This window comes from Pseudomonas sp. SIMBA_068, assembly GCF_046534705.1.
Taxonomy (GTDB): Bacteria; Pseudomonadota; Gammaproteobacteria; order Pseudomonadales; family Pseudomonadaceae; genus Aquipseudomonas; species Aquipseudomonas putida.
In genome coordinates, this window is sequence record NZ_JAWRYI010000008.1 from 1 (window position 1) to 23,727 (window position 23,727).

The window sequence follows — 23,727 nt, forward strand, 5'->3', positions numbered from 1 at the left end:
GGCGCAGCGGACGGGACTCGAACCCGCGACCCCCGGCGTGACAGGCCGGTATTCTAACCGACTGAACTACCGCTGCGCAGTGCGTTCCTCTCTGGCTATCGGCTTCTTGCGAAACTTTTGCACCAGGAACTTCTCAGGAAGTGGTGGGTGATGACGGGATCGAACCGCCGACCCTCTGCTTGTAAGGCAGATGCTCTCCCGGCTGAGCTAATCACCCTCGCTGTGTTGCTTGTTGCGTTTGCTTCTCTGAGGCCGCGAAATTTACGCAGGTGGCGAAGCTAAGTCAATAGCCCCATTGAATTTTTTTCAAAAAAAGCAAAAACAGAAAAGGGACCTTTCGGTCCCCTTCCCTTACAGCGCCGAGCTCAGGTGTAGATCATCTTGCGGGTCATGCCGCCATCGACCACAAACTCCTGACCGGTGACAAACGCCGCCTGGCGCGACAACAGCCAGGCAACCATCGCCGCCACATCTTCTACGGTGCCTACCCTGCCCGTCGGGTGTTGGGCATGGTCGGCCTCGGTCAGCGGCTCGGCACGGCGCTGCGACGGGTCACGGGCATCGATCCAGCCCGGGCTCACTGCATTGACACGAATCTCCGGGCCCAGGCTCATGGCCAGGGCATGGGTCAAGGCCACCAGGCCGCCCTTGCTCGCTGCGTAGGCCTCGGTGTCGGGCTCGGACTGCTGCGCCCGGGTAGAAGTGAGGTTGACGATGGCCCCGTTGTGCGCACGCAGGTACGGCGCACAATGCTTGGCCAGCAGCATCGGGCCATTGAGGTTAACCGCCAACACCCGGTTCCACTGTGCCAGGCTCAGGCTTTCCAGCGTCTGGTTGTGCGGGTTGGCGATGGCCGCATTGCACACCAGCGCGTCCAGCCGACCGAACTGCCCAAGCACTTCGGACACCCCGGCAATGACCTGGGCCTCGTCGGCGACGTCCATGGTGATGAACCAGGCATTGTCGCCCAAGGCCTTGGCCACTTTGCCGCCACGCTGACGGTCCAGGTCGCTCAGCACCACCTGCCAGCCTTCACAGATCAGCCATGCGGCAATGCCCAGGCCGATGCCGCGCGCGGCACCGGTGACCAAGGCTACCCGGCCATTCTGGCCCGGGGTACTGCCGCGGATTTCGATCACAGTGCGGCCAGCCCGCGTGCAAGGTCAGCCTGCAGGTCGGCCACATCTTCCAGGCCTACGGCAACGCGGATCAGGCTGTCGCGGATACCGGCGGCTTCACGCTCCTGCGCCGACAGGCGGCCGTGGGAGGTGGTAGCCGGGTGGGCGATGGTGGTCTTGCTGTCACCCAGGTTGGTGGTGATGGAAATTACCCGGGTGGCGTCGATGAAGCGCCAGGCGCCCTCTTTACCGCCCTTGACCTCGAAGCTCACCACCGCACCAAAGCCACTCATCTGGCGCTTGGCCAGTTCGTGCTGCGGGTGGCTGGGCAGGCCGGCGTAATGCACCTTCTCCACGCCGTCCTGCTGCTCCAGCCATTCGGCCAGGGCCTGGGCGCTTTCGCAGTGCGCACGCATGCGCAGGCGCAAGGTTTCCAGGCCCTTGGTGAAGATCCAGGCATTGAACGGGCTGAGCGTCGGGCCTGCGGTACGCAGGAAGCCCACCACTTCTTTCATCTGCTCGGCACGGCCGGCAACCACGCCCCCCATGCAACGGCCCTGGCCGTCGATGAACTTGGTGGCCGAGTGGAACACGATGTCGGCACCCAGCTTCAGTGGCTGCTGCAGCGCCGGGGTGCTGAAGCAGTTGTCCACCACCAGCATGGCACCGCGCGCATGGGCGATTTCACTGAGCGCGGTGATATCGACCAGCTCGGCCAGCGGGTTGGACGGCGACTCGACGATCAGCAGCTTGGTATTGGCCTTGATGGCCTTTTCCCAGCCGCCGAGGTCGACCAGTGGCACGTAGTCCACCTGCACGCCAAAACGCTTGAAGTACTTCTCGAACAGGCTGATGGTCGAGCCGAACACGCTCTGCGACACCAGCACGTGGTCACCGGCACTGCACAGCGACATCACCACGGCCAGGATCGCCGCCATGCCGGTAGATGTACCCACGGCCTGCTCGGCGCCCTCCATGGCCGCCAGGCGCTCCTCGAAGGCACGCACCGACGGGTTGGTGTAACGGGAATAGACGTTGCCCGGCGTTTCACCGGCAAAGCGCGCGGCCGCGTCGGCGGCCGTGCGGAACACGTAGCTGGAGGTCAGGAACAGCGCTTCGCTGTGCTCGCCCTCGGGTGTACGGTGTTGACCGGCGCGCACCGCCAGGGTGTCGAAACCGACACCCTCGAGGTCGCTGTCCAGTCGCCCGGCATCCCATTGATCTGTCATGCCGTCGCTCCCTGAATCAGTTGTTGTAGAGGTCGATGATCGCGCTGACGGCCTGGTTCTTGACCTTGGCCAGGTCATTACGGGCCTGCTCGATACGCTCGAGGTAGGCATCGTCGATATCGCCGGTGACGTACTCACCGTTGAACACCGCGCAATCGAAGTGGTCGATCTTGATCTTGCCGCCACCGACCGAGTCGATCAGGTCTGGCAGGTCCTGATAGATCAGCCAGTCGGCGCCAATCAACTCGGCCACTTGTTCGGTGGTACGGTTGTGGGCGATCAGTTCGTGAACACTCGGCATGTCGATGCCGTAGACGTTGGGGTAGCGTACTGCTGGGGCCGCGGAGCAGAAGTAGACATTCTTGGCACCGGCTTCGCGGGCCATCTGGATGATCTGCTTGCAGGTGGTGCCGCGTACGATCGAGTCGTCCACCAGCATCACGTTCTTGCCGCGGAATTCCAGTTCGATGGCGTTGAGCTTCTGGCGTACCGATTTCTTGCGCGCGGCCTGGCCGGGCATGATGAAGGTACGGCCGATGTAGCGGTTCTTGACGAAGCCTTCGCGGAACTTGACGCCCAGGCGGTTGGCCAGCTCCAGCGCGGCAGTGCGGCTGGTGTCCGGGATCGGGATGACCACGTCGATGTCATGCTCCGGGCGTTCGCGCATGATCTTGTCGGCCAGTTTCTCACCCATGCGCAGACGGGCCTTGTACACCGAAATACCGTCGATGATCGAGTCCGGGCGCGCCAGGTAGACGTGCTCGAAAATGCACGGCTGCAGTTTTGGCGATTCGGCGCACTGCTTGGTGAACAGCTGGCCTTCTTCGGTGATGTACACCGCTTCGCCCGGCGCCAGGTCGCGGATCAGGGTGAAGCCGAGCACGTCCAGGGCCACGCTTTCCGAGGCGATCATGTATTCCACGCCTTCGTCGGTGTGGCGCTGGCCGAACACCACCGGGCGGATGCCGTGGGGGTCGCGGAAACCGACGATGCCGTAACCGGTGACCATCGCCACCACGGCGTAACCGCCTACGCAGCGGCTGTGCACGTGGGAAACAGCAGCGAACACGTCTTCTTCGGTCGGCTGCAGCTTGCCGCGCACCGCCAGCTCATGGGCGAACACGTTCAGCAGCACTTCCGAGTCGGAGTTGGTGTTGACGTGGCGCAGGTCGGACTCGTAGATCTCCTTGGCCAACTGCTCGACGTTGGTCAGGTTGCCGTTGTGGGCCAGGGTGATGCCATATGGCGAGTTGACGTAGAACGGCTGGGCCTCGGCCGAGGTCGAGCTGCCCGCAGTCGGGTAGCGCACGTGGCCAATGCCCATGCTGCCTACCAGGCGCTGCATGTGGCGCTGCTGGAAGACGTCGCGCACCAGGCCATTATCCTTGCGCAGGAACAACCGGCCGTCATGGCTGGTCACGATACCGGCAGCGTCCTGGCCGCGGTGCTGGAGGACCGTAAGCGCGTCATACAGCGCCTGATTGACGTTCGACTTACCGACGATACCGACGATGCCACACATGCGACGCAACCCCTACTTTGACGAAACTTGAGTGAATAGCGCTCAGGGCCGGGACGGACCGAGCAACTGTTCCTTGAACGGAAGATCAGCCGGAGCGCTGATCAACCCACTGGGCGACCACTGGCCGGTGAAACCCAAAATCAGGTTTTTCGACCAGTCGGCGACCAAGAGAAATTGTGGTATCAGGCGTGATTCCTGCCACCAGGTGTCTTGTTGAACAGGCCCCAGGCTGATCAGGCCGATGGCCACCACTACCAGCAAGGCCCCGCGCGCGGCGCCGAAGGCCATGCCCAGGAAACGATCAGTACCGGACAGCCCGGTCACACGGATCAGCTCACCGACGAGGAAGTTGACCATGGCCCCCACCAGCAAGGTGGCGACGAAAAGAATGGCGCAGCCGGCGATGACGCGCATCGATGGCGTCTGGATGTAGCTCTCAAGATACACCGAGAGCGAACCGCCGAACATCCAGGCAACCGCACCGGCAATGATCCAGATGAGCAAGGACAAGGCTTCCTTGACGAAGCCGCGCTTGAGACTGATCAGTGTGGAGACGGCGATGATCGCGATGATCGCCCAATCAACCAAGGTAAATGCCACGGTGCTGCCTGCAGACGTTTGAGGCGGCGCATTTTACCAGAGCGATGCGCTGGGAGTAAGCGGAATGTCAGGCGGAATGGTGTTGGCTTCATCGCGGCAAGCCAGCCCCCACAGGGAGAGCTCAGCCCTTGAGGTCCGTGCGATCGGGGTGGGAACTGGCTGGCCGGCGATGGGCGGCAAAGCCGCCCTGGTGATTTTCAGCTGCGCTCTGGCTGGAAACGCACCACAAAGCCCTTGAGGCTGTTCTGGCGGTTGATGGCGTCGCGCGTGCGCTCGGCTTCGGCCCGCTCGATCAGCGGCCCGACATACACCCGGTTCATCCCGCCCGCCGAGCGGATATAGGCGTTGTAGCCCTGACTGCGCAGCGTTTGCTGCAGCTTCTCGGCACCGGCTCGGTTGGACAGGCTGGCCAACTGGATGGACCAGCTGACAGGCAAGCCATTGACGTCGATCTTCGAGGGGGCAGCTGGCTTGGCCACTGCCGTGGCAGGTGCCGGGGTGGCCGCCGGCCTGGGCTCGACCTTGGGTGCCGGGACCTGCGGTTTGGCCGGCTGAACCTGCGCCTGGGTCTGCGGCGATGGCGTGATTGGCTGGCTGGGCGTAGCGGCCGGCGCAGTGGACTCGTCGACCACCACCGGTGGCTGCTGCGGCTCTTCAGGAATGACCTGCGGCTCCGGCACGGCGACCGGATCCACTTTCACTTCCGGCAGGCTTGGCATGGCCGGTGCCTGCGGGGCTTCGACGTGCACCTGGCGCATCTCGTCCTCGCGGGTGAACAGCATCGGCAGGAAAATAACCGCCAGCGCCACCAGCACCAGCGCACCCACCATGCGCTGTTTCATCCCTTTATCCAGCACTGCCATCTACTCCACCCTCCTGGGCGTGCCGCTCCAGCCACTCCAGCGCCTGGGCAACACAGAAAAACGAACCGAACAGCAAGATCTGATCATCCGCCGTCGCCTGCGCGCATTGCCCTTCAAGGGCGGCATCGACGCTGACATAAGACTTCACCGCAGCACCGAGGTTCGTCAAGGCCGTAGCCAGTTCCGCAGCCGGGCGGCTGCGGGGGGTATCCAGGGGCGCCACGGCCCAGTCGTCGACCAGGCCCTGCAGCGGCGCGACAACGCCGTCCAGGTCCTTGTCTCCGAGCAGGCCGAACACCGCCAGGCGACGCCCTTTGAGCGGCCGGGCCGCCAGGCGCCGGGCCAGGTACTCCGCTGCATGGGGGTTGTGCCCCACATCCAGCAGCAGCTCCACCGGCTTGCCCTGCCAGTTCAGCAGGCGGCGGTCGAGGCGGCCGGTGATGCGGGTATCCAGCAGTGCCTGGCGCACCTGCGCGGCATCCCACGGCAGCCCCATCAGCAGGTAAGCCTGCAGGGCCAGCGTGGCGTTTTCCATGGGCAGGTCAAGCAAAGGCAGGTCACGCAGCTCTACCTGCGCACCATCAGCCGCCGTACCGCGCCAGCTCCAGTTGCCATCGGCACTGGCCAGATCGAAGTCACGACCGCGCAGGAACAGCGGCGCTGCCAGTTCGGCGGCCTTGTCCAGCAACGGCTTCGGCGGGTCCAGGTCACCGCACAGGGCCGGCTTGCCCGCGCGGAAAATGCCGGCCTTCTCGAAGGCCACAAGCTCGCGAGTATCGCCCAGGTAATCAACATGGTCGACGCCGATACTGGTCACCAGAGCCAGGTCGGCATCCACCACGTTCACGGTGTCCAGGCGGCCACCAAGGCCAACTTCCAGCACCACGGCATCCAGCTGCGACTGGTAGAACAACCAGAACGCGGCCAGCGTGCCCATCTCGAAGTAGGTCAGGGAAATTTCGCCCCGCGCCGCCTCGACGGCGGCAAAGGCTTCGCACAGGCGCTCATCACTGGCCTCTAGGCCATCGATCACCACCCGCTCGTTGTAACGCAACAGGTGCGGCGAGCTGTAAACGCCGACCTTGAGCCCCTGGGCGCGCAGCAGCGAGGCCACGAAGGCGCAGGTCGAGCCCTTGCCGTTGGTGCCGGTCACCGTCACCACGCGGGGCGCCAGCTTGCCCAGCCCCAGCCGGGCAAGCACCTTCTGCGACCGCTCCAGGCCCATGTCGATGGCCGAAGGGTGCAACTGCTCGAGGTAGGCGAGCCATTCGCCCAGGGATCGTTGTTTCATCACGCGACGGCAGCCGCCTCACGCGCTTGCTCCGGGGTTTCCTGGCCGGTCATCTGCGCCAGCAGGCGGGCCAGGCGCGGGCGCAGTTCGCCACGGGAGATGATCAGGTCGATAGCACCGTGCTCCAGCAGGAACTCGCTGCGCTGGAAGCCTTCTGGCAGCTTCTCGCGTACGGTCTGCTCGATCACACGTGGGCCAGCGAAGCCGATCAGGGCCTTTGGCTCACCGACGATGACGTCGCCGAGCATCGCCAGGCTGGCGGAAACGCCGCCGTACACCGGGTCGGTCAGCACCGAGATGAACGGGATGCCTTCTTCGCGCAGGCGCGCCAGCACGGCCGAGGTCTTGGCCATCTGCATCAGCGAGATCAGCGCTTCCTGCATGCGCGCACCGCCCGAAGCGGAGAAGCAGACCATTGGGCAGCGGTGTTCCAGGGCGTAGTTGGCCGCACGCACGAAGCGCTCGCCGACGATGGCCCCCATGGAGCCGCCCATGAACGAGAATTCGAAGGCGCTGACCACGATCGGCATGCCCATCAGGGTGCCACTCATGGAGATCAGCGCGTCTTTTTCGCCGGTCTGCTTCTGGGCGCCGGTCAGGCGGTCCTTGTACTTCTTGCCGTCACGGAACTTCAGGCGGTCGACCGGCTCCAGGTCGGCACCCAGTTCGGCACGGCCTTCCGCGTCGAGGAAGATATCGATGCGCGCACGTGCGCCGATGCGCATGTGGTGGTTGCACTTGGGGCAGACATCCAGGGTCTTTTCCAGCTCCGGACGATACAGCACGGCCTCGCAGGACGGGCACTTGTGCCACAGGCCCTCAGGCACCGAGCTCTTCTTCACCTCGGAACGCATGATCGAAGGGATCAGTTTGTCGACTAACCAGTTGCTCATGCTTTCTTTCTCCAGTATTGGCAAGCGGGGGTCGGCTTCACCGGCCCTGCCCTGCCCTTGAGCTCAAAATCTTTTATGAAACGATGATGGACCGGCCGCCGGGGCTTCCAGCGTGCCACTCCACCGCTAATGTGTTGTTGTGCCGCCACCGGCGGCTGCCCCGCGGGGCTGCGAAAGCTATGGACGATGGCGCGCAGCCAGCCGTCACATCTGCCATCACGCCTGTTTCACCGCCTGCATGAAGGCCTCGATTTTCGCCGCGTCCTTGATGCCCTTGGCCTGCTCCACACCACCGCTGACATCCACCGCATAAGGCCGCACCTGGGCGATGGCCTGGCCGACGTTATCGGCCGACAACCCGCCCGCCAGGATGATGGGCTTGCTCAGGTGTGCCGGCACCAGTGACCAGTCGAACGCTTCACCGGTTCCCCCGGGTACGCCTGCGACGTAGGTGTCCAGCAATATGCCGCGGCCCCCTGCGTAAAGCTGGCAGGCCGCTTCCAGGTCATCGCCCGGGCGCACACGCAGGGCCTTTATCCAGGGGCGGTGGTAGCCTTCGCAGTCTTGCGGGGTTTCATCGCCGTGGAACTGTAGCAGGTCCAGCGGAACCACTTCGAGGATCTCGTTCAGCTCGCAACGCGAAGCGTTGACGAACAGCCCGACCGTGGTCACGAACGGTGGCAACTCGGCAATGATCGCCCGTGCCTGGCGCACGTCAACGGCTCGCGGGCTCTTGGCATAGAAGACAAAGCCGATGGCATCGGCACCCGCTTCGGCAGCGGCCAGTGCGTCTTCGATACGGGTAATCCCGCAGATCTTGCTGCGAACATTGCTCATGGACAGCGAACCCTGATTGTTACGGTGAAAGGCCGGATGTTAGCAAATGGCTTTTCGTCCGTCAGTCTGCCAACGCTTCGTAGCCGGTCAAAAAGTGTGGGCCGATGTAACGCTGGGGCAGCACATATTCCTCGGGGTACTCCACCTTGACCAGGTAAAGCCCGTACGGATGGGCGGTGACCCCGGCTTCACGGCGGTCGCGCCCTTCCAGCACTTCACGCGCCCAGGTGACCGGGCGCTCGCCGGCGCCGATGGCTGTCAGCACACCGACAATGTTACGCACCATGTGGTGCAGGAAGGCGGTGGCGCGCACGTCCAGCACGATCATCTGGCCATGGCGGGTAACGCGCAGGTGGTAGATGTGCTTGATCGGCGACTTGGCTTGGCACTGGCTGGCGCGGAAGGCGCTGAAATCGTGGGTGCCAAGCAGGAACTGCGCCGCTTCGGCCATGCGCTCGACATCCAGCGGGCGGTGGTTCCAAGTCACTTCCTCGGCCAGGTGCGCCGGGCGGATCGGGTCGTTGTAGATGACGTAGCGGTAGCGCCGCGCACACGCCTTGAAGCGGGCATGGAAGTCGGCCGGCATCGGCCGCGACCAGACCACGCTGATGTCGTGCGGCAGGTTGAAATTGGTGCCCAAGGTCCAGGCGCGCTCGTCGCGTACGGCGCGGGTATCGAAATGCACGATCTGGCCGCAGCCATGCACGCCGGCATCGGTACGCCCGGCGCAGATCACCGAAATCGGTTCGTTGGCGACCTTGGACAACGCTTGTTCAAGCGCTTGCTGGACACTGGGCACTCCACTGGCCTGACGCTGCCAGCCGCGATAGCGGGCGCCCTTGTATTCCACGCCCAGGGCGATTCGGGAGTAGCCTTCGGCCGCGGATTCGGCGGCAGCGGTGTCGATGATGTCCAAGCGCATGAAACCTGTGGGGTGTACGGAATGGCGGGGATTATAACGACAACGGCAGCCTTGTAGGGCTGCCATTGGAGGTGTGTAGCGCTTGCGGGCGTCTTCGCGGGCGCGCCCGCTCCCACAGGTTACTCACAAGGACGAAGACTTGTGGAGACCCTATGGGAGCGGGCAAGCCCGCGAAGAGGCCTGCCCTGCTTGCATCAGACCAGGCGAGAGAGCATGTCCTCGGCTTCCTGGCGCTGGGTGTCGTCGCCGTCCTTGACCACTTCATCAAGGATATCGCGCGCGCCCTGGTTGTCGCCCATGTCGATGTAGGCGCGGGCCAAGTCGAGCTTGGTGGCTACTTCGTCACTGCCGGAGAAGAAGTCGAAGTCCAGGTCGTCCAAGGGCTCGGGCTCAGGCTGCGCAACCGCGTCCTCGCTGGTGAAGTGCGGCTCCAGCGATGGCGATTCGAGGCTCTGCGACAGCTTGTCCAGCTCGGCGTTGACGTCGTCCAGCTCCGAGGCAAAGCTTTTGGCGGCCGGCGAATCGTCGTCCAGCGACAGCGACAGGTCGAAGTCCGACGGCATGTCGAACTCGGAAACCGGGTCAAACTCCGGCACGCTGTCGAAGGCAGCCAGTTCAGCGGCGATGTCCACGGGGACCTCTTCCACCGCTTGCGGGGCGGCCGGGGCAACCGGCTCAGTGACATCGAGGTCGAAATCGGACAGGTCCACGGCAGGCTGTGGCTCTGCCTGGGCCAGCATGGCCTCGAAATCAGCGTCGGCGTCGGCTTGCAGTTCGGCATCCACGGCAAACGGCTGCTCTTCTGGCTGAGCCTCTTCCAGCGCTGGCTCATCCAGCACAGGCTCGGCAATTACCAGCTCGTCGGGTACAGGTTCCTGTGCCGCCGGCTCGTCCAGCAACGGCGCTGCCAGCGGATCTTCCTCCGGCAGGTCTTCACCCAGGCTCAGGTCAAAGTCGCTGTCCAGGTCCGGTTCACCCAGACCCGGTGCATCAAGGGTTGGCACTTCTTCGAAGGCGTCCAGCTCGGCTTCAGGCTCTGCTTGCGCCAAAACCTCCGGCTCAGCGTCTGCCTCTGGCGCGAACTCAGGCACCTCGTCAGGCACCACATCGGCAACCACCGGCGCCTCAGGCTCGTCGTGCAGCAGCTCCTGCACGTACTGCTCATCCATTTCGGCAGCCAGTGCCGCCGCACCCAGGCCGGCCGCGGCCAGGCCAAGCATGGCCGGGTAGCGCTCTTTCAGGTCGGCAACCTGGGCAGTGTTCTGCTCGCTGGCCGGCAGCTTGCGCTCCTGTTCGGCGAACGCGCTCTGGTCACCCTGGCGGGCGTACACATCCATCAGTTTCAGGCGCAGGTCGTCACGCTCTGGCGCGGCGGCCACAGCGGGCTCCAGCAGTTCGGTGGCGCGATTCAGGCGGCCTTCGGCCAGGCATTCATGGACTTCCGCCAGCAGCGCGGCGTGCGGGTCGGCGTGCGGCTCAGGCTCAAGGTCTGCCTCGGCGACTGGCGCTGCCACTTTTTCCGCAGCAACGGCAGCGGCAGCCGAAGCTGCGACCACAGCGGGGGACAAGGTCACGCTCGGCTCCGAGACTTCGACGCCGTCGAGGCTCTCGGTATCAGTGTCAAAACCTGGGGCTTGCTCTTCTTCCAGCGCCCGCGCCATGCGCAGGTGCTTTTCAGCTTCTTGCTGGGCCTTGCGCTTGCGCGCCAGCAACCACAGCAGCAACGCCAGCACCAGAATGCTGGAGCCGGCAATCAACCCAAGCAGCCACGGGTTACCCAGGACCTGGTCGAGCGCACTGTTCGGCTGGTTGGCTGGCGCAGGCTTGGCGGCCGGCACCGGCTTGGGCGCGGTATCCACAGCAGCTGGTGCCGGCTTGACCACCGGCTGGGCTGCCGCTGCCGGGGCGGCTGCACCCTGGGCTTCAAGGCGCGCCAGCTGGTCGTTCTTCAGCTCGATCAGACGCTGCAGCTTGTCCAGCTGGCTCTGCAGGTCGGTCATGCGGCTTTTCAGTTCGTCGTTGTCGCGGCGGCTGGTGTCCAGGCTTTCCTGGGCCACGGCCAGCTTGTCGTTGAGTGCCTTGGCCTGGCCGGCACCGGTCTGGTTACCCGGGCTTACCAGGCGCAGGTTGTCACCCTGGGCGATGCGCGCCGGGGCAGCTTCGGCGGCGCCACGGCGGGTAGCGTCGAGCTGGCGGGCACGCGGGCCCAGGCGGCGGCCTTCACGCCAGGCGGCATACTGTTCGGCCACCTCGCTGTTTGCCTCGCCCTGGGCAATGCTCTGGATCTGCTGCTGGTCGGGCAGGCGCAGTACCTGGCCAACTTTCAGCTGGTTGATGTTGTTGCCGATGAAGGCGTCGGGGTTCAGCGCCTGGATCGCGATCATGGTCTGCTGGATCGAGCCACCCTGGGTGTTGCGCGCAGCAATTTGCCACAGGGTGTCGCGGCGCTGGGTGGTGTAGCTGCTGGCACCGGTTGTGGCCGGTGTGACATTACCTGCTGCTGGCTTGTCGCCTTGGGCCTTGGCCTGGTCGAGCAGCACGCTGTAGTCGCGCAGCAGGCGGCCCTGCGGCCACATCACCTGGACCAGGAACTTGACCACTGGCCCCGGCAGCGGCTGGCTGGAGGTAACACGCAGCACGCTCTTGCCGTTGGGGTTGATCACCGGTGTAAAGGTCAGGTCTTCGAGGTAGGTCGGAAACGCCACCCCGGCCTTGCTGAACTCTTCCGGTGGCGCCAGGCTTGGCGCCACTTCGGCGGCCTTGAGGTCGCGCACGTCGAGCAATTCGATCTCGGCGTCCAGCGGCTGATTCTGTGCCGACTTCAGGGTCAGCTCCCCCAGGCCCAGCGCATTCGCCATGCCAGACGACAGCGCGGATGCTGCAGCCATGGCCAGAACCAGTTTGCGAATTCGAAGCATGACCTCTTCCCTTGTATGAATCGTCCCGAAACCTGCAAGCAGAGCAGGACAAAAGTGCTCGCCAGTATCTTTTACGGCATCTGTTTAATCAACAATTGTGCCACTTGCACGGCATTGAGCGCGGCGCCTTTGCGCACGTTGTCGGTGGTCAGCCAGAGGTTGAGCTGCTGGTCTTCATCAACACCGTGACGTACACGACCAACATAGACCACGTCTTGGCCCACTGCGTCACCGACCGGGGTCGGATAATCATCACGTTCCACCAGCTCGACACTATCAGCTGCCTCCAGTGCCTGGTTGACCGCTGCCAGGTCGACCGGGCGACGGCTCTGCACGGCCACACTGAAGCTATCGCCGAAAAACACCGGGACTTGAACGCAGCTCACGGAAATCTTCAATTCAGGCATGCCCAGCAGCACGCGCAACTCGCTGACCAGGCGGCGCTCCGGCGCTGTATGGCCTTGCTCATCGGCGGCCCCCACCTGGGCCAGCAGGTTGAATGCCACCTGGCGGTCGAAGAAACGCGGCTCCAGTGGCCGGGCATTGAGCAGTTCGGCCGTTTGCCGGGCCAGTTCGCTGACCGCTTCGCGGCCTTGCGCGGACACCGCCAGCGACGCCATCACCTGCACCCGCTCAATGTCCAGCAGGCCCTTGAGCGGTGCCAGCGCAACCGCCACGGCAACCGCGGCCGAGCATGGGCTGACGATGCGCGCCGGCAGCGTCAGGCCAGCCAGGCGCTCTGCGTTGGCCTCAGGCACCAGGGCCAGGGCGTCGTCCAGGCCACCAGACAGGTCGATCACCGTGCAGCCCGCCTGCAGCGCCTTGCTGGCAAAGCTGCGGCTGACTGCGGCGCCAGTGGCGAAGAAGGCCAGCTTGACCTGGGCAAAGTCGAAGCTGTCCACTTCACGCACCTTGAGCTTCTTGCCGGCGAACATCACGCTGCTGCCTGCCGACTCCATGCTGGCCAGCAGGTGCAGGGTGGCGACCGGGAACGCCAGCTCTTCGAGGATCTGCACCAAGGCTTCACCGACGCTGCCGGTGGCGCCGACGACGGCGATGTCCAAAGGGTGTGTCATGGTAGGGATCCTCTTGCAGAAAACGGCGGGGGCGGCACTTTACTCGGATTGTAGGGTTTTGTCTGTGCTGGCCGTATCTTCGTCGCTGTGGGTTGCGTGAGGGCTAGCGGGGATGGCTTGGGATTTGCGGTGTTTGTGATATCGAGCGCCGCGCGGGCGGCGCTCGATATCACCGGCACTAAAAATGCTGTGGCGAACACTCAAAAAAAACCCGCGCTGTCGCCAGCGCGGGTTTTTAGTCAAAGCAGAACGATCAACGCTCCAGCAGGATCCGCAGCATGCGGCGCAGCGGTTCGGCAGCACCCCACAGCAGCTGGTCACCCACGGTGAAAGCGCCCAGGTACTGCGAGCCCATGTTCAGCTTGCGCAGGCGGCCAACCGGGATGTTCAGGGTGCCGGTGACCTTGGTTGGGGTCAGTTCCTGCATGCTGATTTCACGCTGGTTCGGCACCAGTTTCACCCAAGGGTTGTGCTGGCTGATCATGCCTTCGATGTCGGCGATCGGCACATCCTTGTTCAGCTTGATGGTCAGCGCCTGGCTGTGGCAACGCATGGCGCCGATGCGCACGCAGATGCCGTCGACCGGGATCGGGCTCTTGAAGCGGCCGAGGATCTTGTTGGTCTCGGCCTGGGCCTTCCACTCTTCACGGCTCTGGCCGTTCGGCAGTTCCTTGTCGATCCACGGGATCAGGCTACCCGCCAGTGGCACGCCAAAGTTCTCGGTCGGGAAGGCTTCGCTGCGCATGGCCTCGGCAACCTTGCGGTCGATGTCGAGGATGGCGCTGGCCGGGTTGGCCAGGTCGTCGGCAACGGCGGCGTGGGTGGCACCCATCTGCTTGATCAGCTCGCGCATGTTCTGCGCGCCGGCACCCGAGGCTGCCTGGTAGGTCATGGCGCTCATCCACTCGACCAGGCCGGCTTCGAACAGGCCACCCAGGCCCATCAGCATCAGGCTGACGGTGCAGTTGCCGCCGATGTAGTTCTTGGTACCGGCGTCCAGCTGCTGGTCGATGACCTTGCGGTTGACCGGGTCGAGGACGATCACGGCGTCATCCTGCATACGCAGGGACGAGGCAGCATCGATCCAGTAACCCTGCCAGCCGGCTTCACGCAGCTTGGGGAAGACCTCGTTGGTATAGTCGCCGCCCTGGCAGGTCAGGATAACGTCGAGGGTCTTGAGTTCTTCAATCGAATACGCGTCCTTGAGCGGCGCTGTATCCTTGCCCACGTTCGGGCCTTGGCCACCCACGTTGGAAGTAGTGAAGAACACCGGCTCGATAAGGTCGAAATCCTGCTCCTCCAGCATCCGCTGCATGAGCACGGAACCGACCATACCGCGCCAACCGATCAGACCTACACGTTTCATCGCAACTACACCTTTGCTAAAAGTGGGCCGCCACCGGGAATTTGGGGTGGCGGGCCAGAGAGATTACAGATTCCGCAGCGCTGCGACTACTGCGTCGCCCATTTCCTGCGTACCAACTTTGCGGCAGCCTTCCGAGTAGATGTCGCCGGTGCGCAAACCCTGGTCCAGAACCAGGCTAACGGCCTTCTCGATCGCGTCGGCGGCGGCCAACTGATTGAAGCTGTAACGCAGCATCATCGACACCGAAAGGATGGTCGCCAGCGGGTTGGCGATGCCAAGGCCGGCGATGTCCGGCGCCGAGCCGTGGCACGGCTCGTACATGCCCTTGTTGTCGGCATCCAGCGATGCAGAAGGCAGCATGCCGATGGAACCGGTCAGCATGGAAGCTTCATCCGACAGAATGTCACCGAACATGTTGTCGGTCACCATCACGTCGAACTGCTTGGGTGCACGTACCAGCTGCATGGCAGCGTTGTCGACGTACATGTGGCTCAGTTCGACATCCGGGTAGTCCTTGGCCACGTCTTCGACCACTTCACGCCACAGCTGGCTGGACGCCAGGACGTTGGCCTTGTCCACCGAGCACAGCTTCTTGCCGCGCACGCGGGCCATGTCGAAGCCGACACGGGCAATGCGGCGCACTTCGCTTTCGCTGTACGGCAGGGTGTCGTAGGCCTGGCGCTCGCCGCCTTCCAGCTCGCGCTGGCCACGCGGGGCACCGAAGTAGATGCCACCGGTCAGCTCACGGACGATGAGGATGTCCAGGCCCGAAACGATTTCCGGCTTCAGCGACGAGGCATCGGCCAGTTGCGGGTAGAGGATGGCCGGGCGCAGGTTGGCGAACAGGCCCAGTTGCGAACGGATTTTCAGCAGGCCGCGCTCCGGGCGGATGTCACGCTCGATCTTGTCCCACTTCGGGCCACCCACGGCGCCCAGCAGCACGGCATCGGCCTTGCGCGCACGCTCCAGGGTTTCGTCGGCCAGCGGCACACCGTGCTTGTCGATGGCCGCGCCACCGATCACGTCGTGCTCCAGGCTGAAGCCGAGCTGGAACTTGTCGTTGGCCAGTTCCAGCACCTTGACCGCTTCGGCCATGATTTCCGGGCCGATACCGTCACCTGGGAGAATCAGAATCTGCTTGCTCATGCTTTCCTCTATTCATTCACGCGGTGCGGCCAGACGGGCCCCACCGAAAAGTGCTTAACGCTCGGCCCACAACACCAGCACATCGGTGCTGAACGAGCCATCGGCCTCGATCTGGTAATACTGCCGTACTTCTTCACCCATGGCTTGCTGCAATTGGCGGATGGCCACGCGCATCGGCTCGGGGGTACGCATGCGCTCGACCCAGCTGGTGAACTCCAGGCGCAGCGGCTGGCGCGTGTGGCTGCGCACATGCAGGCCGGCTTCGCTGACCTGGCGCTGCCATTCGGCAGCGGAGTAGTCGCGCACATGGCTGGTGTCGCGCAGCACTTCGACCGTTTGCAGGTAGGTGTCGAGCAGCGGGCTGCCGGGCGACATCACGTCGATGAACGCCGCCACGCCACCTGGCTTGAGCACCCGGCGCACTTCGCGCAGGGCCAGGCCCAGGTCGCTCCAGTGGTGGGCCGAGTAGCGGCTGAAGACGAAGTCGAACGAGGCATCGGCGAACGGCAAGCGTTCGGCAGCACCACGCTCGGTGGTGATATTGGCCAGGCCGCGCTCGGCGGCGGCGCTGGCGACCACGTCGAGCATGGATTGCGAGAGGTCATAGGCGACCACCTCGGCAACCAGCGGGGCGACGTGGAAACTGACATGACCGGCACCGCAGCCCAGGTCCAGCACGCGGGCATTCGCCTGCCCCGCCAGCTCGGCCTGCAACAGGGCGAATTCACTGCCCTGGGCGTGCACGGCGCTGCTGAGGTAGGCGCTGGCCTGTTCGCCGAACTGGCGCTGGACCACGTCGGTGTGTTGGGTGCTGGTCATGTCTAAATCCTTTTGGTCTTGGGTTGTTTTTACTGGCCCTATCGCCGGCAAGCCAGCCCCACAGGAAACCAACAGCATTCAGGCCTGTGGTGATCCTGTGGGAGCTGGCTTGCCGGCGATGAGGCCAGCAAACTCACCTACATCACTCAGGCATCACGGAACAGCCAAGGCTGGCTGGCGCGGTGCTTGCCTTCGAAGGCCTTGATCGCATCGCTGTCCTGCAGGGTCAGGCCGATATCGTCCAGGCCGTTGAGCAGGCAGTGTTTGCGGAACGCATCGATCTCGAAGTGCAGCACCTTGCCATCCGGGCGGGTCACCGCCTGCGCTTGCAGGTCGACGGTCAGCTGGTAGCCCGGGTTGGCTTCGACCTGCTTGAACAGCTCGTCCACTTCTTCATCGCTGAGGATGATCGGCAACAGGCCGTTCTTGAAGCTGTTGTTGAAGAAGATGTCGGCAAAGCTCGGCGCAATGATGCTGCGGAAGCCGTACTCATCCAGTGCCCACGGGGCGTGCTCACGGCTGGAGCCGCAACCGAAGTTCTCCCGCGCCAGCAACACGCTGGCACCCTGGTAGCGTTCGTGGTTGAGCACGAAATCCTGGTTGAGCGGGCGCTTGCTGTTGTCCTGGTAGGGCTGGCCCACGTCCAGGTAACGCCATTCGTCGAACAGGTTAGGGCCAAAGCCGGTGCGTTTGATCGACTTCAGAAACTGCTTGGGGATGATCTGGTCGGTGTCGACGTTGGCACGGTCCAACGGCGCGACGAGGCCAGTGTGCTGGGTAAAGGCTTTCATGCTGCGCTCCCTTGGATCAACTCGCGGACATCGATGAAGTGGCCGGTCACTGCGGCAGCGGCCGCCATGGCCGGGCTGACCAGGTGGGTACGGCCACCGGCGCCCTGACGGCCTTCGAAGTTGCGGTTGGAGGTGGACGCGCAATGCTCGCCGCTCTCCAGACGGTCCGGGTTCATCGCCAGGCACATCGAACAGCCTGGCTCACGCCATTCGAAACCGGCTTCGACGAAGATCTTGTCCAGGCCTTCGCGCTCGGCCTGGGCCTTGACCAGGCCCGAGCCCGGCACGACGATGGCTTGCTTGACGGTAGCGGCGACCTTGCGGCCCTTGGCGATTTCGGCCGCGGCGCGCAGGTCTTCGATACGCGAGTTGGTGCACGAGCCGATGAACACGCGGTCCAGCTGGATGTCGGTGATCGCCTGGTTGGCGGTCAGGCCCATGTACTTCAAGGCACGCTCGATCGAACCACGCTTGACCAGGTCGGCTTCGGCAGCCGGGTCCGGCACGCGCTGGTCGACGGCCAACACCATCTCGGGCGAGGTGCCCCAGCTGACCTGTGGCTTGATCTGGCTGGCATCCAGCTCGACCACGGTGTCGAACACGGCATCGTCATCCGACACCAGGTCTTTCCACGACTCGACCGCTTGCTTCCACTGCTCGCCCTTCGGCGCATACGGGCGGCCTTCGACATAGGCAACGGTGGTGGCGTCAGTGGCCACCAGGCCCACACGGGCACCGGCCTCGATGGACATGTTGCAGATGGTCATCCGGCCTTCCATCGACAATTCGCGGATGGCGCTGCCGGCGAACTCCATGGCGTGGCCGTTGCCACCGGCGGTGCCGATCTTGCCGATCACGGCCAGGACGATGTCCTTGGCGGTAACGCCGGCAGGCAACTGGCCTTCAACGCGCACCAGCATGTTCTTCATCTTCTTGGCGACCAGGCACTGGGTGGCGAGCACGTGCTCAACCTCGGAAGTACCAATGCCGTGGGCCAAGGCGCCGAAGGCGCCATGGGTGGAGGTGTGCGAGTCGCCGCAGACCACGGTCATGCCAGGCAAGGTGGCCCCCTGCTCCGGGCTGATGACGTGGACGATGCCCTGGCGTTCGTCATTCATCTTGAATTCGACGATGCCGTATTCGTCACAGTTTTCGTCAAGGGTCTGCACCTGCAGGCGCGACACCTGGTCGACGATGGCCTCGATACCGCCCTTGCGCTCTGGCGTGGTCGGCACGTTGTGGTCGGGGGTGGCGATGTTGGTGTCGATGCGCCACGGTTTGCGGTTGGCCAGGCGCAGGCCTTCGAAGGCCTGGGGCGACGTCACTTCGTGGATGATGTGGCGGTCGATGTAGATCAAGGACGAGCCGTCATCACGGCGCTTGACCTCATGGGCTTCCCAGAGTTTGTCGTAGAGCGTTTTGCCAGCCATCAGACTGTTCCTCATCAGCGTCTTTCTATGCCAAAGACCCCTTGGCTTGTACGGACGATGCTATGGGGTTAGATTGAATAACTCAAATTCATAATTTTTATGCTTTGGATAACCCAAAGGAATACAACTACATGGACCTGGCCAACCTCAGTGCCTTTATCGCCATTGCCGAAACCGGCAGCTTTTCCGGGGCTGCCGAACGGCTGTTCCTGACCCAGCCGGCCATCAGCAAACGCATCGCCGGGCTGGAGCAGCAACTGGGTGTACGGCTGTTCGACCGCCTGGGCCGCGAGGTGACTTTGACCGAGGCTGGGCGCGCCCTGCTGCCACGGGCCTACCAGATCCTCAATGTCCTTGATGATACCCGACGCGCGCTGACCAATCTGACCGGGGCCGTGAGCGGTCGTCTGACCCTGGCCACCAGCCACCACATCGGCCTGCACCGCCTGCCACCACTGCTGCGGACGTTCACCCGCCAGTACCCGGCCGTGGCGCTGGATATTCAGTTTCTGGATTCCGAACAGGCCTACGACGAAATTCTGCATGGCCGCGCCGAAATTGCCGTGATCACCCTGGCGCCCGACCCGCATCACCTGGTCAAAGCCGTGCCGGTGTGGGACGACGCCCTGGACTTCGTCGCCGCCCCCGAGCACCCGCTGGCCAACAACCATGAGGTCAGCCTGGCGGATGTCGCCCGCCACCCGGCGGTATTCCCTGGCGGCAACACCTTCACCCACCATATTGTCCAGCGCCTGTTCGAAAGCCAGGGCCTGACGCCGAACATCGCCATGAGCACCAACTACCTGGAAACCATCAAGATGATGGTATCGATCGGCCTGGCCTGGAGCGTATTGCCACGCACCATGCTCGACGAACAGGTTGCACCCATCGCCTTGCCGGGCATACAGCTGTCGCGCCAGCTAGGCTACATCTTGCACACGGAGCGAACGCTATCGAACGCGGCCAGGGCATTCATGGCCCTGCTCGACAGCCACGCAGGGCCCGCCTGACCGGCCGTCAGCCCGGTACTTCCAATTCAAGGACGCGTCATACGCCAAAGGTCTGGTACCGATGCCCAAATCAGCAAACCGCTTTTTGCGCCTGCCGCGTATCCCAGCGGCCGATCCCCAAGAGTCGGAACAGGCCTGGCAAAACGCCCCACAACTGCTGGCCGCCCTCAACGGTGCGCGCCTGGGGGCTTGGCTATGGGATATCGAAAGCGGCCGGGTCAGCTGGTCACGGGGCACCCAGGCCCTGTTCGGCTTCGACCCGCAGCGGCCGTTGCCCGCCGATGTCGACTACCTCGACCTGCTGCCCGAGGAAGACCGCGCGCGCACGCGCCAGGTATTCCAGGCGGTATTCAACGGCGAGCCGGTGGAACAGGCCATGCGTCACCGTATTCGCTGGCCGGACGGTAGCCTGCACTGGCTGGAGATCAACGGTAGCCTGACCCACGACCAGCATGGCCGGCCACAAATGATCGGGGTGATCCGCGAAATCACTCGCCAGCGCGAACGGGAAACAGCGCTGATCAATTCGGAAAAGCGCTTCGCCACCCTGTTCCACCTCAGCCCCAACGCCATTCTTCTCACCCGCCGCCACGACGGCATGATCTTCGAGGTCAACCAGCACTTCGAAGACATGTTTGGCTGGCCGGGCAGCCAGGTAATAGGCAAGACCAGCCTGGAGCTGGGCCTGTGGGTCAACCCCGAACAGCGCCACCAGGTGATGGAGTCGACCCGCGCCAGCGGCGGCCCGCTGATCATGGAGGTGCAGTTCCGCGCCACCAGCGGCAAGGTGCACGACGGCATACTCTGCACCCAGGGCATCGAACTGGAGGGCGTCACCTTCCTGATCAGCACCTTTGTCGACACCACCGAACGCAAGCGCGCCGAGCAGGCCCTGAAGGACAGCCAGGAGCGCCTGGACCTGGCCCTGGACTCGGCGCAGCTGGGCACCTGGGACTGGCACATCCCCAGCGGCATGCTCTACGGCTCGGCCCGCGCCGCGCAGCTGCACGGCCTGCCGCCCACCCCTTTTCACGAATCGTTCGATGCGTTTTTCGAGGGGGTGCCAGAGCAGGAACGCAACTCGATGCGCCAGGCCTACCGCAGCCTGCGCGAAGGGCCCGCCGGGAACTACCAGATCACCTACCGGGTGCAGCTGGAAAGCGGCATTTCGCGTTACATCGAAAGCCGTGCACGGCTGTACCGCGACGAGCAGGGCAACCCGCTGCGCATGGCCGGCACCCTGCTCGACATCACCGACCAGGTGGAGCGCGAGCAGCGCCTGAGCGCCTCGGAAGAGAAGTTCGCGAGCCTGTTCCAGGTCAGCCCCGACCCGATCTGCGTGACCCGCCAGGATACCGGCCAGTTCATCGAGATCAACCCGGCGTTCAGCCAGACCTTTGGCTGGGACAGCGGCCAGGTGATCGGCCGCACCGCCGAGGAAATCGGCCTGTGGGCCGAGTCCATCGAGCGTGCGCAACGTATCGAGCGGGTGATCCGCGAACAGGCCTTGAGCAACGTCGCCGTGGTGGTCAACCACCGCAACGGCACCCCGTTGACCTGCGTGATCTCCAGCCGCCTGATCACCGTTGACGACCAGCCCTGCAGCGTTACCACCCTGCGCGACATCACCCAGCAGCAACGCGCCGAGGCGGCGCTCAAATCCAGCGAAGAGAAGTTTGCCAAGGCCTTCCACTCCAGCCCCGACGCCATCACCATCACCGAACGCCACAGCGGCCGTTACCTGGAAATCAACGACGGCTTCTGCCGCCTGACCGGCTACAGCGCCGCCGATGTGGTCGGCCACACGGTGTACGAAATCGGTATCTGGGCCGACGACAAGCAGCGCAGCGCGTTGCTGGCCGAATTGCGCGACCGCGGCCGGGTGCATCACCGGGAAATGCTCGGCCGTAACAAGCGCGGCGATATCCTCACCGTTGAAGTCTCTGTCGAGCCGATCACCCTCAACGAAGTCGACTGCCTGCTATTGACTGCCCGCGACGTCAGCCAGTTGAAGAACGCCCAGGCGCAGATCCGCCACCTGGCCTATCACGACCCGTTGACCAACCTGCCCAACCGCGCCCTGCTGATGGACCGCCTGAGCCAGCAGATCGCCCTGCTCAAGCGCCATAACCTGCGCGGCGCCCTGCTGTTCCTCGACCTCGACCACTTCAAGCACATCAACGACTCACTGGGCCACCCGGTGGGCGACACGGTGCTGAAGATCATCACCGCCCGCCTGGAAGCCAGTGTGCGCCTGGAGGACACCGTGGCCCGCCTGGGTGGCGACGAGTTCGTGGTACTGCTCAGCGGCCTGGAGGGCAGCCGTGAGGTGGTGGAGGAAAAAGTGCGCGAACTGGCCGACACGCTGCGTGAGCTGCTGGCCGAACCGATGTCACTGGATGGCCAGCGCCTGCAGGTAACACCCAGCATCGGCGTGGCGCTGATCCCCGACCACGGCACCACCCCGGCCGATCTGCTCAAGCGTGCCGATATCGCCCTTTACCGGGCAAAGGACTCCGGGCGCAACACCACCCAGCTGTTCCATACCACCATGCAGAAGGCCGCCAGCGAACGCCTGCGCATGGAAAACGACCTGCGCCTGGCCTTGGCCCGGGGCGAATTGGCGCTGCACTTCCAGCCGCAGGTGGATGCCCGCGACAACCGTATCGTCGGCGCCGAGGTGCTGCTGCGCTGGCACCACCCGCAACTGGGCCAGCAACCGCCCGCGCAGTTCATTCAGGTACTGGAAGAAAGCGGTCTGATCCTGGAAGTTGGCAGCTGGATCCTTGACGAAGCCTGCGATGCCTGCGCACGCATGCTGGCCGACGGGCTGATCGACGCCGATGATTTCAGCCTGTGCGTGAACATCAGCCCGCGGCAGTTCCGCCAGAACAACTTTGTCGAGCGCGTGCTGCGCAGCCTGGACGATTACCGGCTGCCTCGGCACATGCTCAAGCTGGAGATCACCGAAGGCATCGTCATCCAGAACCTGGAAGACACCATCAGCAAGATGCGCGAACTGAAGCGTTACGGGGTGAGTTTTGCCATGGATGACTTTGGCACTGGATATTCGTCGCTGACTTACCTCAAGCGCCTGCCGGTCGATGCGCTGAAGATCGACCAGACCTTCGTGCGCGACGCACCGTTCGACCCCAACGACGCTGAAATCGTCCGAGCCATTGTCGCCATGGCCCGCAGCCTCGACCTGGCAGTGATTGCCGAGGGGGTGGAGCTGACCGAGCAACTTGAGTTTCTCGAACAGCTGGGCTGTCACCTGTACCAGGGCTACCTGCACAGCCGGCCGCTGCCGTTGCCGGAATTTCGCAAGTTGTTGCTGGAGGCGCCGGCAGACTACTGAAGCAGATGCAGGCGACTACAAAAAAGGGCACCCGAGGGTGCCCTTCATCATTGCAGCGTGATCAGTTCAGCGCTGGTTTTTCGCCATTGATCGGGATGCGCTTGGCCTTGGCTTCTTCAGGCACGATGCGCAGCAGGTCGATGCTGAGCAGGCCGTTGGCCAGGCCGGCGGCTTTCACTTCGATATGGTCGGCCAGGCGGAACGACAGCTTGAAGGCGCGTTGCGCGATACCCTGATGCAGGTAGGTCACTTCAGTGGCGCTATTGTCGCGCTTGCCACCGGTTACGGTCAGGACACCTTTCTCGACCTGCAGGTCGAGGTCCTGCTCCTGGAAACCGGCTGCGGCAACCACGATGCGGTAGTGGTCCTCGCCATGCTTTTCCACGTTGTAGGGCGGGTAGCTGCTACCGGCCTCATTGCGTGCCGCGGATTCGAACAGGTCGTTGAAACGGTCGAAACCAACGGAATGGCGGAACAGTGGAGCAAGAGAGAAAGCGGTAGTCATGGTCATAAACTCCTGAGATTCAGCAAGTAAGTC

19 protein-coding genes and 2 tRNA genes are annotated in these 23,727 nt (G+C 63.8%); 2 read left to right on the top strand and 19 right to left on the bottom strand.

What is annotated here, in order from left to right; all coding sequences use genetic code 11:
- Positions 1–2: 2 nt before the first annotated feature.
- From SB756_RS18395 to leuC, 18 genes are all read right to left on the bottom strand, one after another.
- A tRNA-Asp gene (locus SB756_RS18395) sits at positions 3–76 on the bottom strand.
- 65 nt (positions 77–141) lie between these two features.
- Positions 142–217 (bottom strand) — tRNA-Val (locus tag SB756_RS18400).
- A 148-nt stretch (positions 218–365) separates the two neighbouring features.
- Positions 366–1,139 (bottom strand): SDR family oxidoreductase, encoded by a 774-nt coding sequence (locus tag SB756_RS18405; RefSeq protein ID WP_341797973.1) that lies wholly within the window; start codon positions 1,137–1,139, stop codon positions 366–368.
- Entirely contained in the window at positions 1,136–2,347 is a 1,212-nt protein-coding gene (locus tag SB756_RS18410) for an O-succinylhomoserine sulfhydrylase (RefSeq protein ID WP_016500858.1), read from the bottom strand. Before SB756_RS18410 ends, SB756_RS18405 begins: the two co-directional genes overlap by 4 nt.
- 16 nt (positions 2,348–2,363) lie before the next feature.
- Positions 2,364–3,869 carry an amidophosphoribosyltransferase gene (gene purF / locus SB756_RS18415; protein WP_016485526.1) on the bottom strand — a complete coding sequence of 502 codons (1,506 nt, stop codon included), beginning with the start codon at positions 3,867–3,869 and terminating at the stop codon, positions 2,364–2,366.
- Positions 3,870–3,911: 42 nt separating this feature from the next.
- Positions 3,912–4,469: a CvpA family protein gene (locus tag SB756_RS18420; protein WP_016500859.1), complete on the bottom strand. Its 558-nt coding sequence runs from the start codon at positions 4,467–4,469 to the stop codon at positions 3,912–3,914.
- 197 nt (positions 4,470–4,666) lie between these two features.
- Positions 4,667–5,332, bottom strand: coding sequence for an SPOR domain-containing protein (locus tag SB756_RS18425; RefSeq protein ID WP_016500860.1), 666 nt, complete (start codon positions 5,330–5,332; stop codon positions 4,667–4,669).
- A complete protein-coding gene (folC, locus tag SB756_RS18430) occupies positions 5,316–6,623 on the bottom strand; it encodes a bifunctional tetrahydrofolate synthase/dihydrofolate synthase (RefSeq protein ID WP_410911335.1) in 1,308 nt (435 codons plus the stop codon). The genes SB756_RS18425 and folC overlap by 17 nt, the downstream gene beginning before the upstream one ends.
- Positions 6,623–7,516, bottom strand: a complete 894-nt coding sequence (gene accD / locus SB756_RS18435) for an acetyl-CoA carboxylase, carboxyltransferase subunit beta (RefSeq protein ID WP_009686024.1) — start codon at positions 7,514–7,516, stop codon at positions 6,623–6,625. The genes folC and accD overlap by 1 nt, the downstream gene beginning before the upstream one ends.
- A 216-nt stretch (positions 7,517–7,732) precedes the next feature.
- On the bottom strand, positions 7,733–8,353 hold the full coding sequence (locus SB756_RS18440; protein WP_410911337.1) for a phosphoribosylanthranilate isomerase: 621 nt from the start codon (positions 8,351–8,353) through the stop codon (positions 7,733–7,735).
- A 61-nt stretch (positions 8,354–8,414) separates the two neighbouring features.
- A complete protein-coding gene (gene truA, locus SB756_RS18445; protein WP_016500863.1) occupies positions 8,415–9,275 on the bottom strand; it encodes a tRNA pseudouridine(38-40) synthase TruA in 861 nt (286 codons plus the stop codon).
- A gap of 194 nt (positions 9,276–9,469) precedes the next feature.
- A complete protein-coding gene (locus tag SB756_RS18450; protein WP_410911339.1) occupies positions 9,470–12,193 on the bottom strand; it encodes a FimV/HubP family polar landmark protein in 2,724 nt (907 codons plus the stop codon).
- Between the two features lie 71 nt (positions 12,194–12,264).
- Positions 12,265–13,269, bottom strand: a complete 1,005-nt coding sequence (locus SB756_RS18455; protein WP_016500865.1) for an aspartate-semialdehyde dehydrogenase — start codon at positions 13,267–13,269, stop codon at positions 12,265–12,267.
- A 253-nt stretch (positions 13,270–13,522) separates the two neighbouring features.
- Positions 13,523–14,635 (bottom strand): aspartate-semialdehyde dehydrogenase, encoded by a 1,113-nt coding sequence (gene asd, locus SB756_RS18460; protein ID WP_019473016.1) that lies wholly within the window; start codon positions 14,633–14,635, stop codon positions 13,523–13,525.
- Between the two features lie 63 nt (positions 14,636–14,698).
- A complete protein-coding gene (gene leuB / locus SB756_RS18465) occupies positions 14,699–15,781 on the bottom strand; it encodes a 3-isopropylmalate dehydrogenase (RefSeq protein WP_410911340.1) in 1,083 nt (360 codons plus the stop codon).
- A gap of 54 nt (positions 15,782–15,835) precedes the next feature.
- Positions 15,836–16,600: a class I SAM-dependent methyltransferase gene (locus SB756_RS18470; RefSeq protein WP_341797968.1), complete on the bottom strand. Its 765-nt coding sequence runs from the start codon at positions 16,598–16,600 to the stop codon at positions 15,836–15,838.
- A gap of 146 nt (positions 16,601–16,746) precedes the next feature.
- On the bottom strand, positions 16,747–17,391 hold the full coding sequence (leuD, locus tag SB756_RS18475; protein WP_341797967.1) for a 3-isopropylmalate dehydratase small subunit: 645 nt from the start codon (positions 17,389–17,391) through the stop codon (positions 16,747–16,749).
- Positions 17,388–18,821, bottom strand: coding sequence for a 3-isopropylmalate dehydratase large subunit (gene leuC, locus SB756_RS18480; protein ID WP_016500870.1), 1,434 nt, complete (start codon positions 18,819–18,821; stop codon positions 17,388–17,390). Before leuC ends, leuD begins: the two co-directional genes overlap by 4 nt.
- A 131-nt stretch (positions 18,822–18,952) precedes the next feature.
- On the opposite strand from leuC, the gene SB756_RS18485 reads away from it, so the two are divergent.
- Both SB756_RS18485 and SB756_RS18490 read left to right on the top strand, forming a co-directional pair.
- Positions 18,953–19,831 carry a LysR family transcriptional regulator gene (locus SB756_RS18485; RefSeq protein WP_341797966.1) on the top strand — a complete coding sequence of 293 codons (879 nt, stop codon included), beginning with the start codon at positions 18,953–18,955 and terminating at the stop codon, positions 19,829–19,831.
- A gap of 61 nt (positions 19,832–19,892) precedes the next feature.
- Complete coding sequence (locus SB756_RS18490) at positions 19,893–23,189, top strand: PAS domain S-box protein (RefSeq protein ID WP_341797965.1); 3,297 nt, start codon at positions 19,893–19,895, stop codon at positions 23,187–23,189.
- A gap of 61 nt (positions 23,190–23,250) precedes the next feature.
- On the opposite strand, the gene SB756_RS18495 is transcribed toward SB756_RS18490, so the two are convergent.
- The gene (locus tag SB756_RS18495; RefSeq protein ID WP_041168109.1) at positions 23,251–23,694 is read right to left on the bottom strand and encodes an Hsp20 family protein; all 444 of its coding nucleotides are present in this window, start codon (positions 23,692–23,694) and stop codon (positions 23,251–23,253) included.
- Between the last annotated feature and the right edge of the window lie 33 nt (positions 23,695–23,727).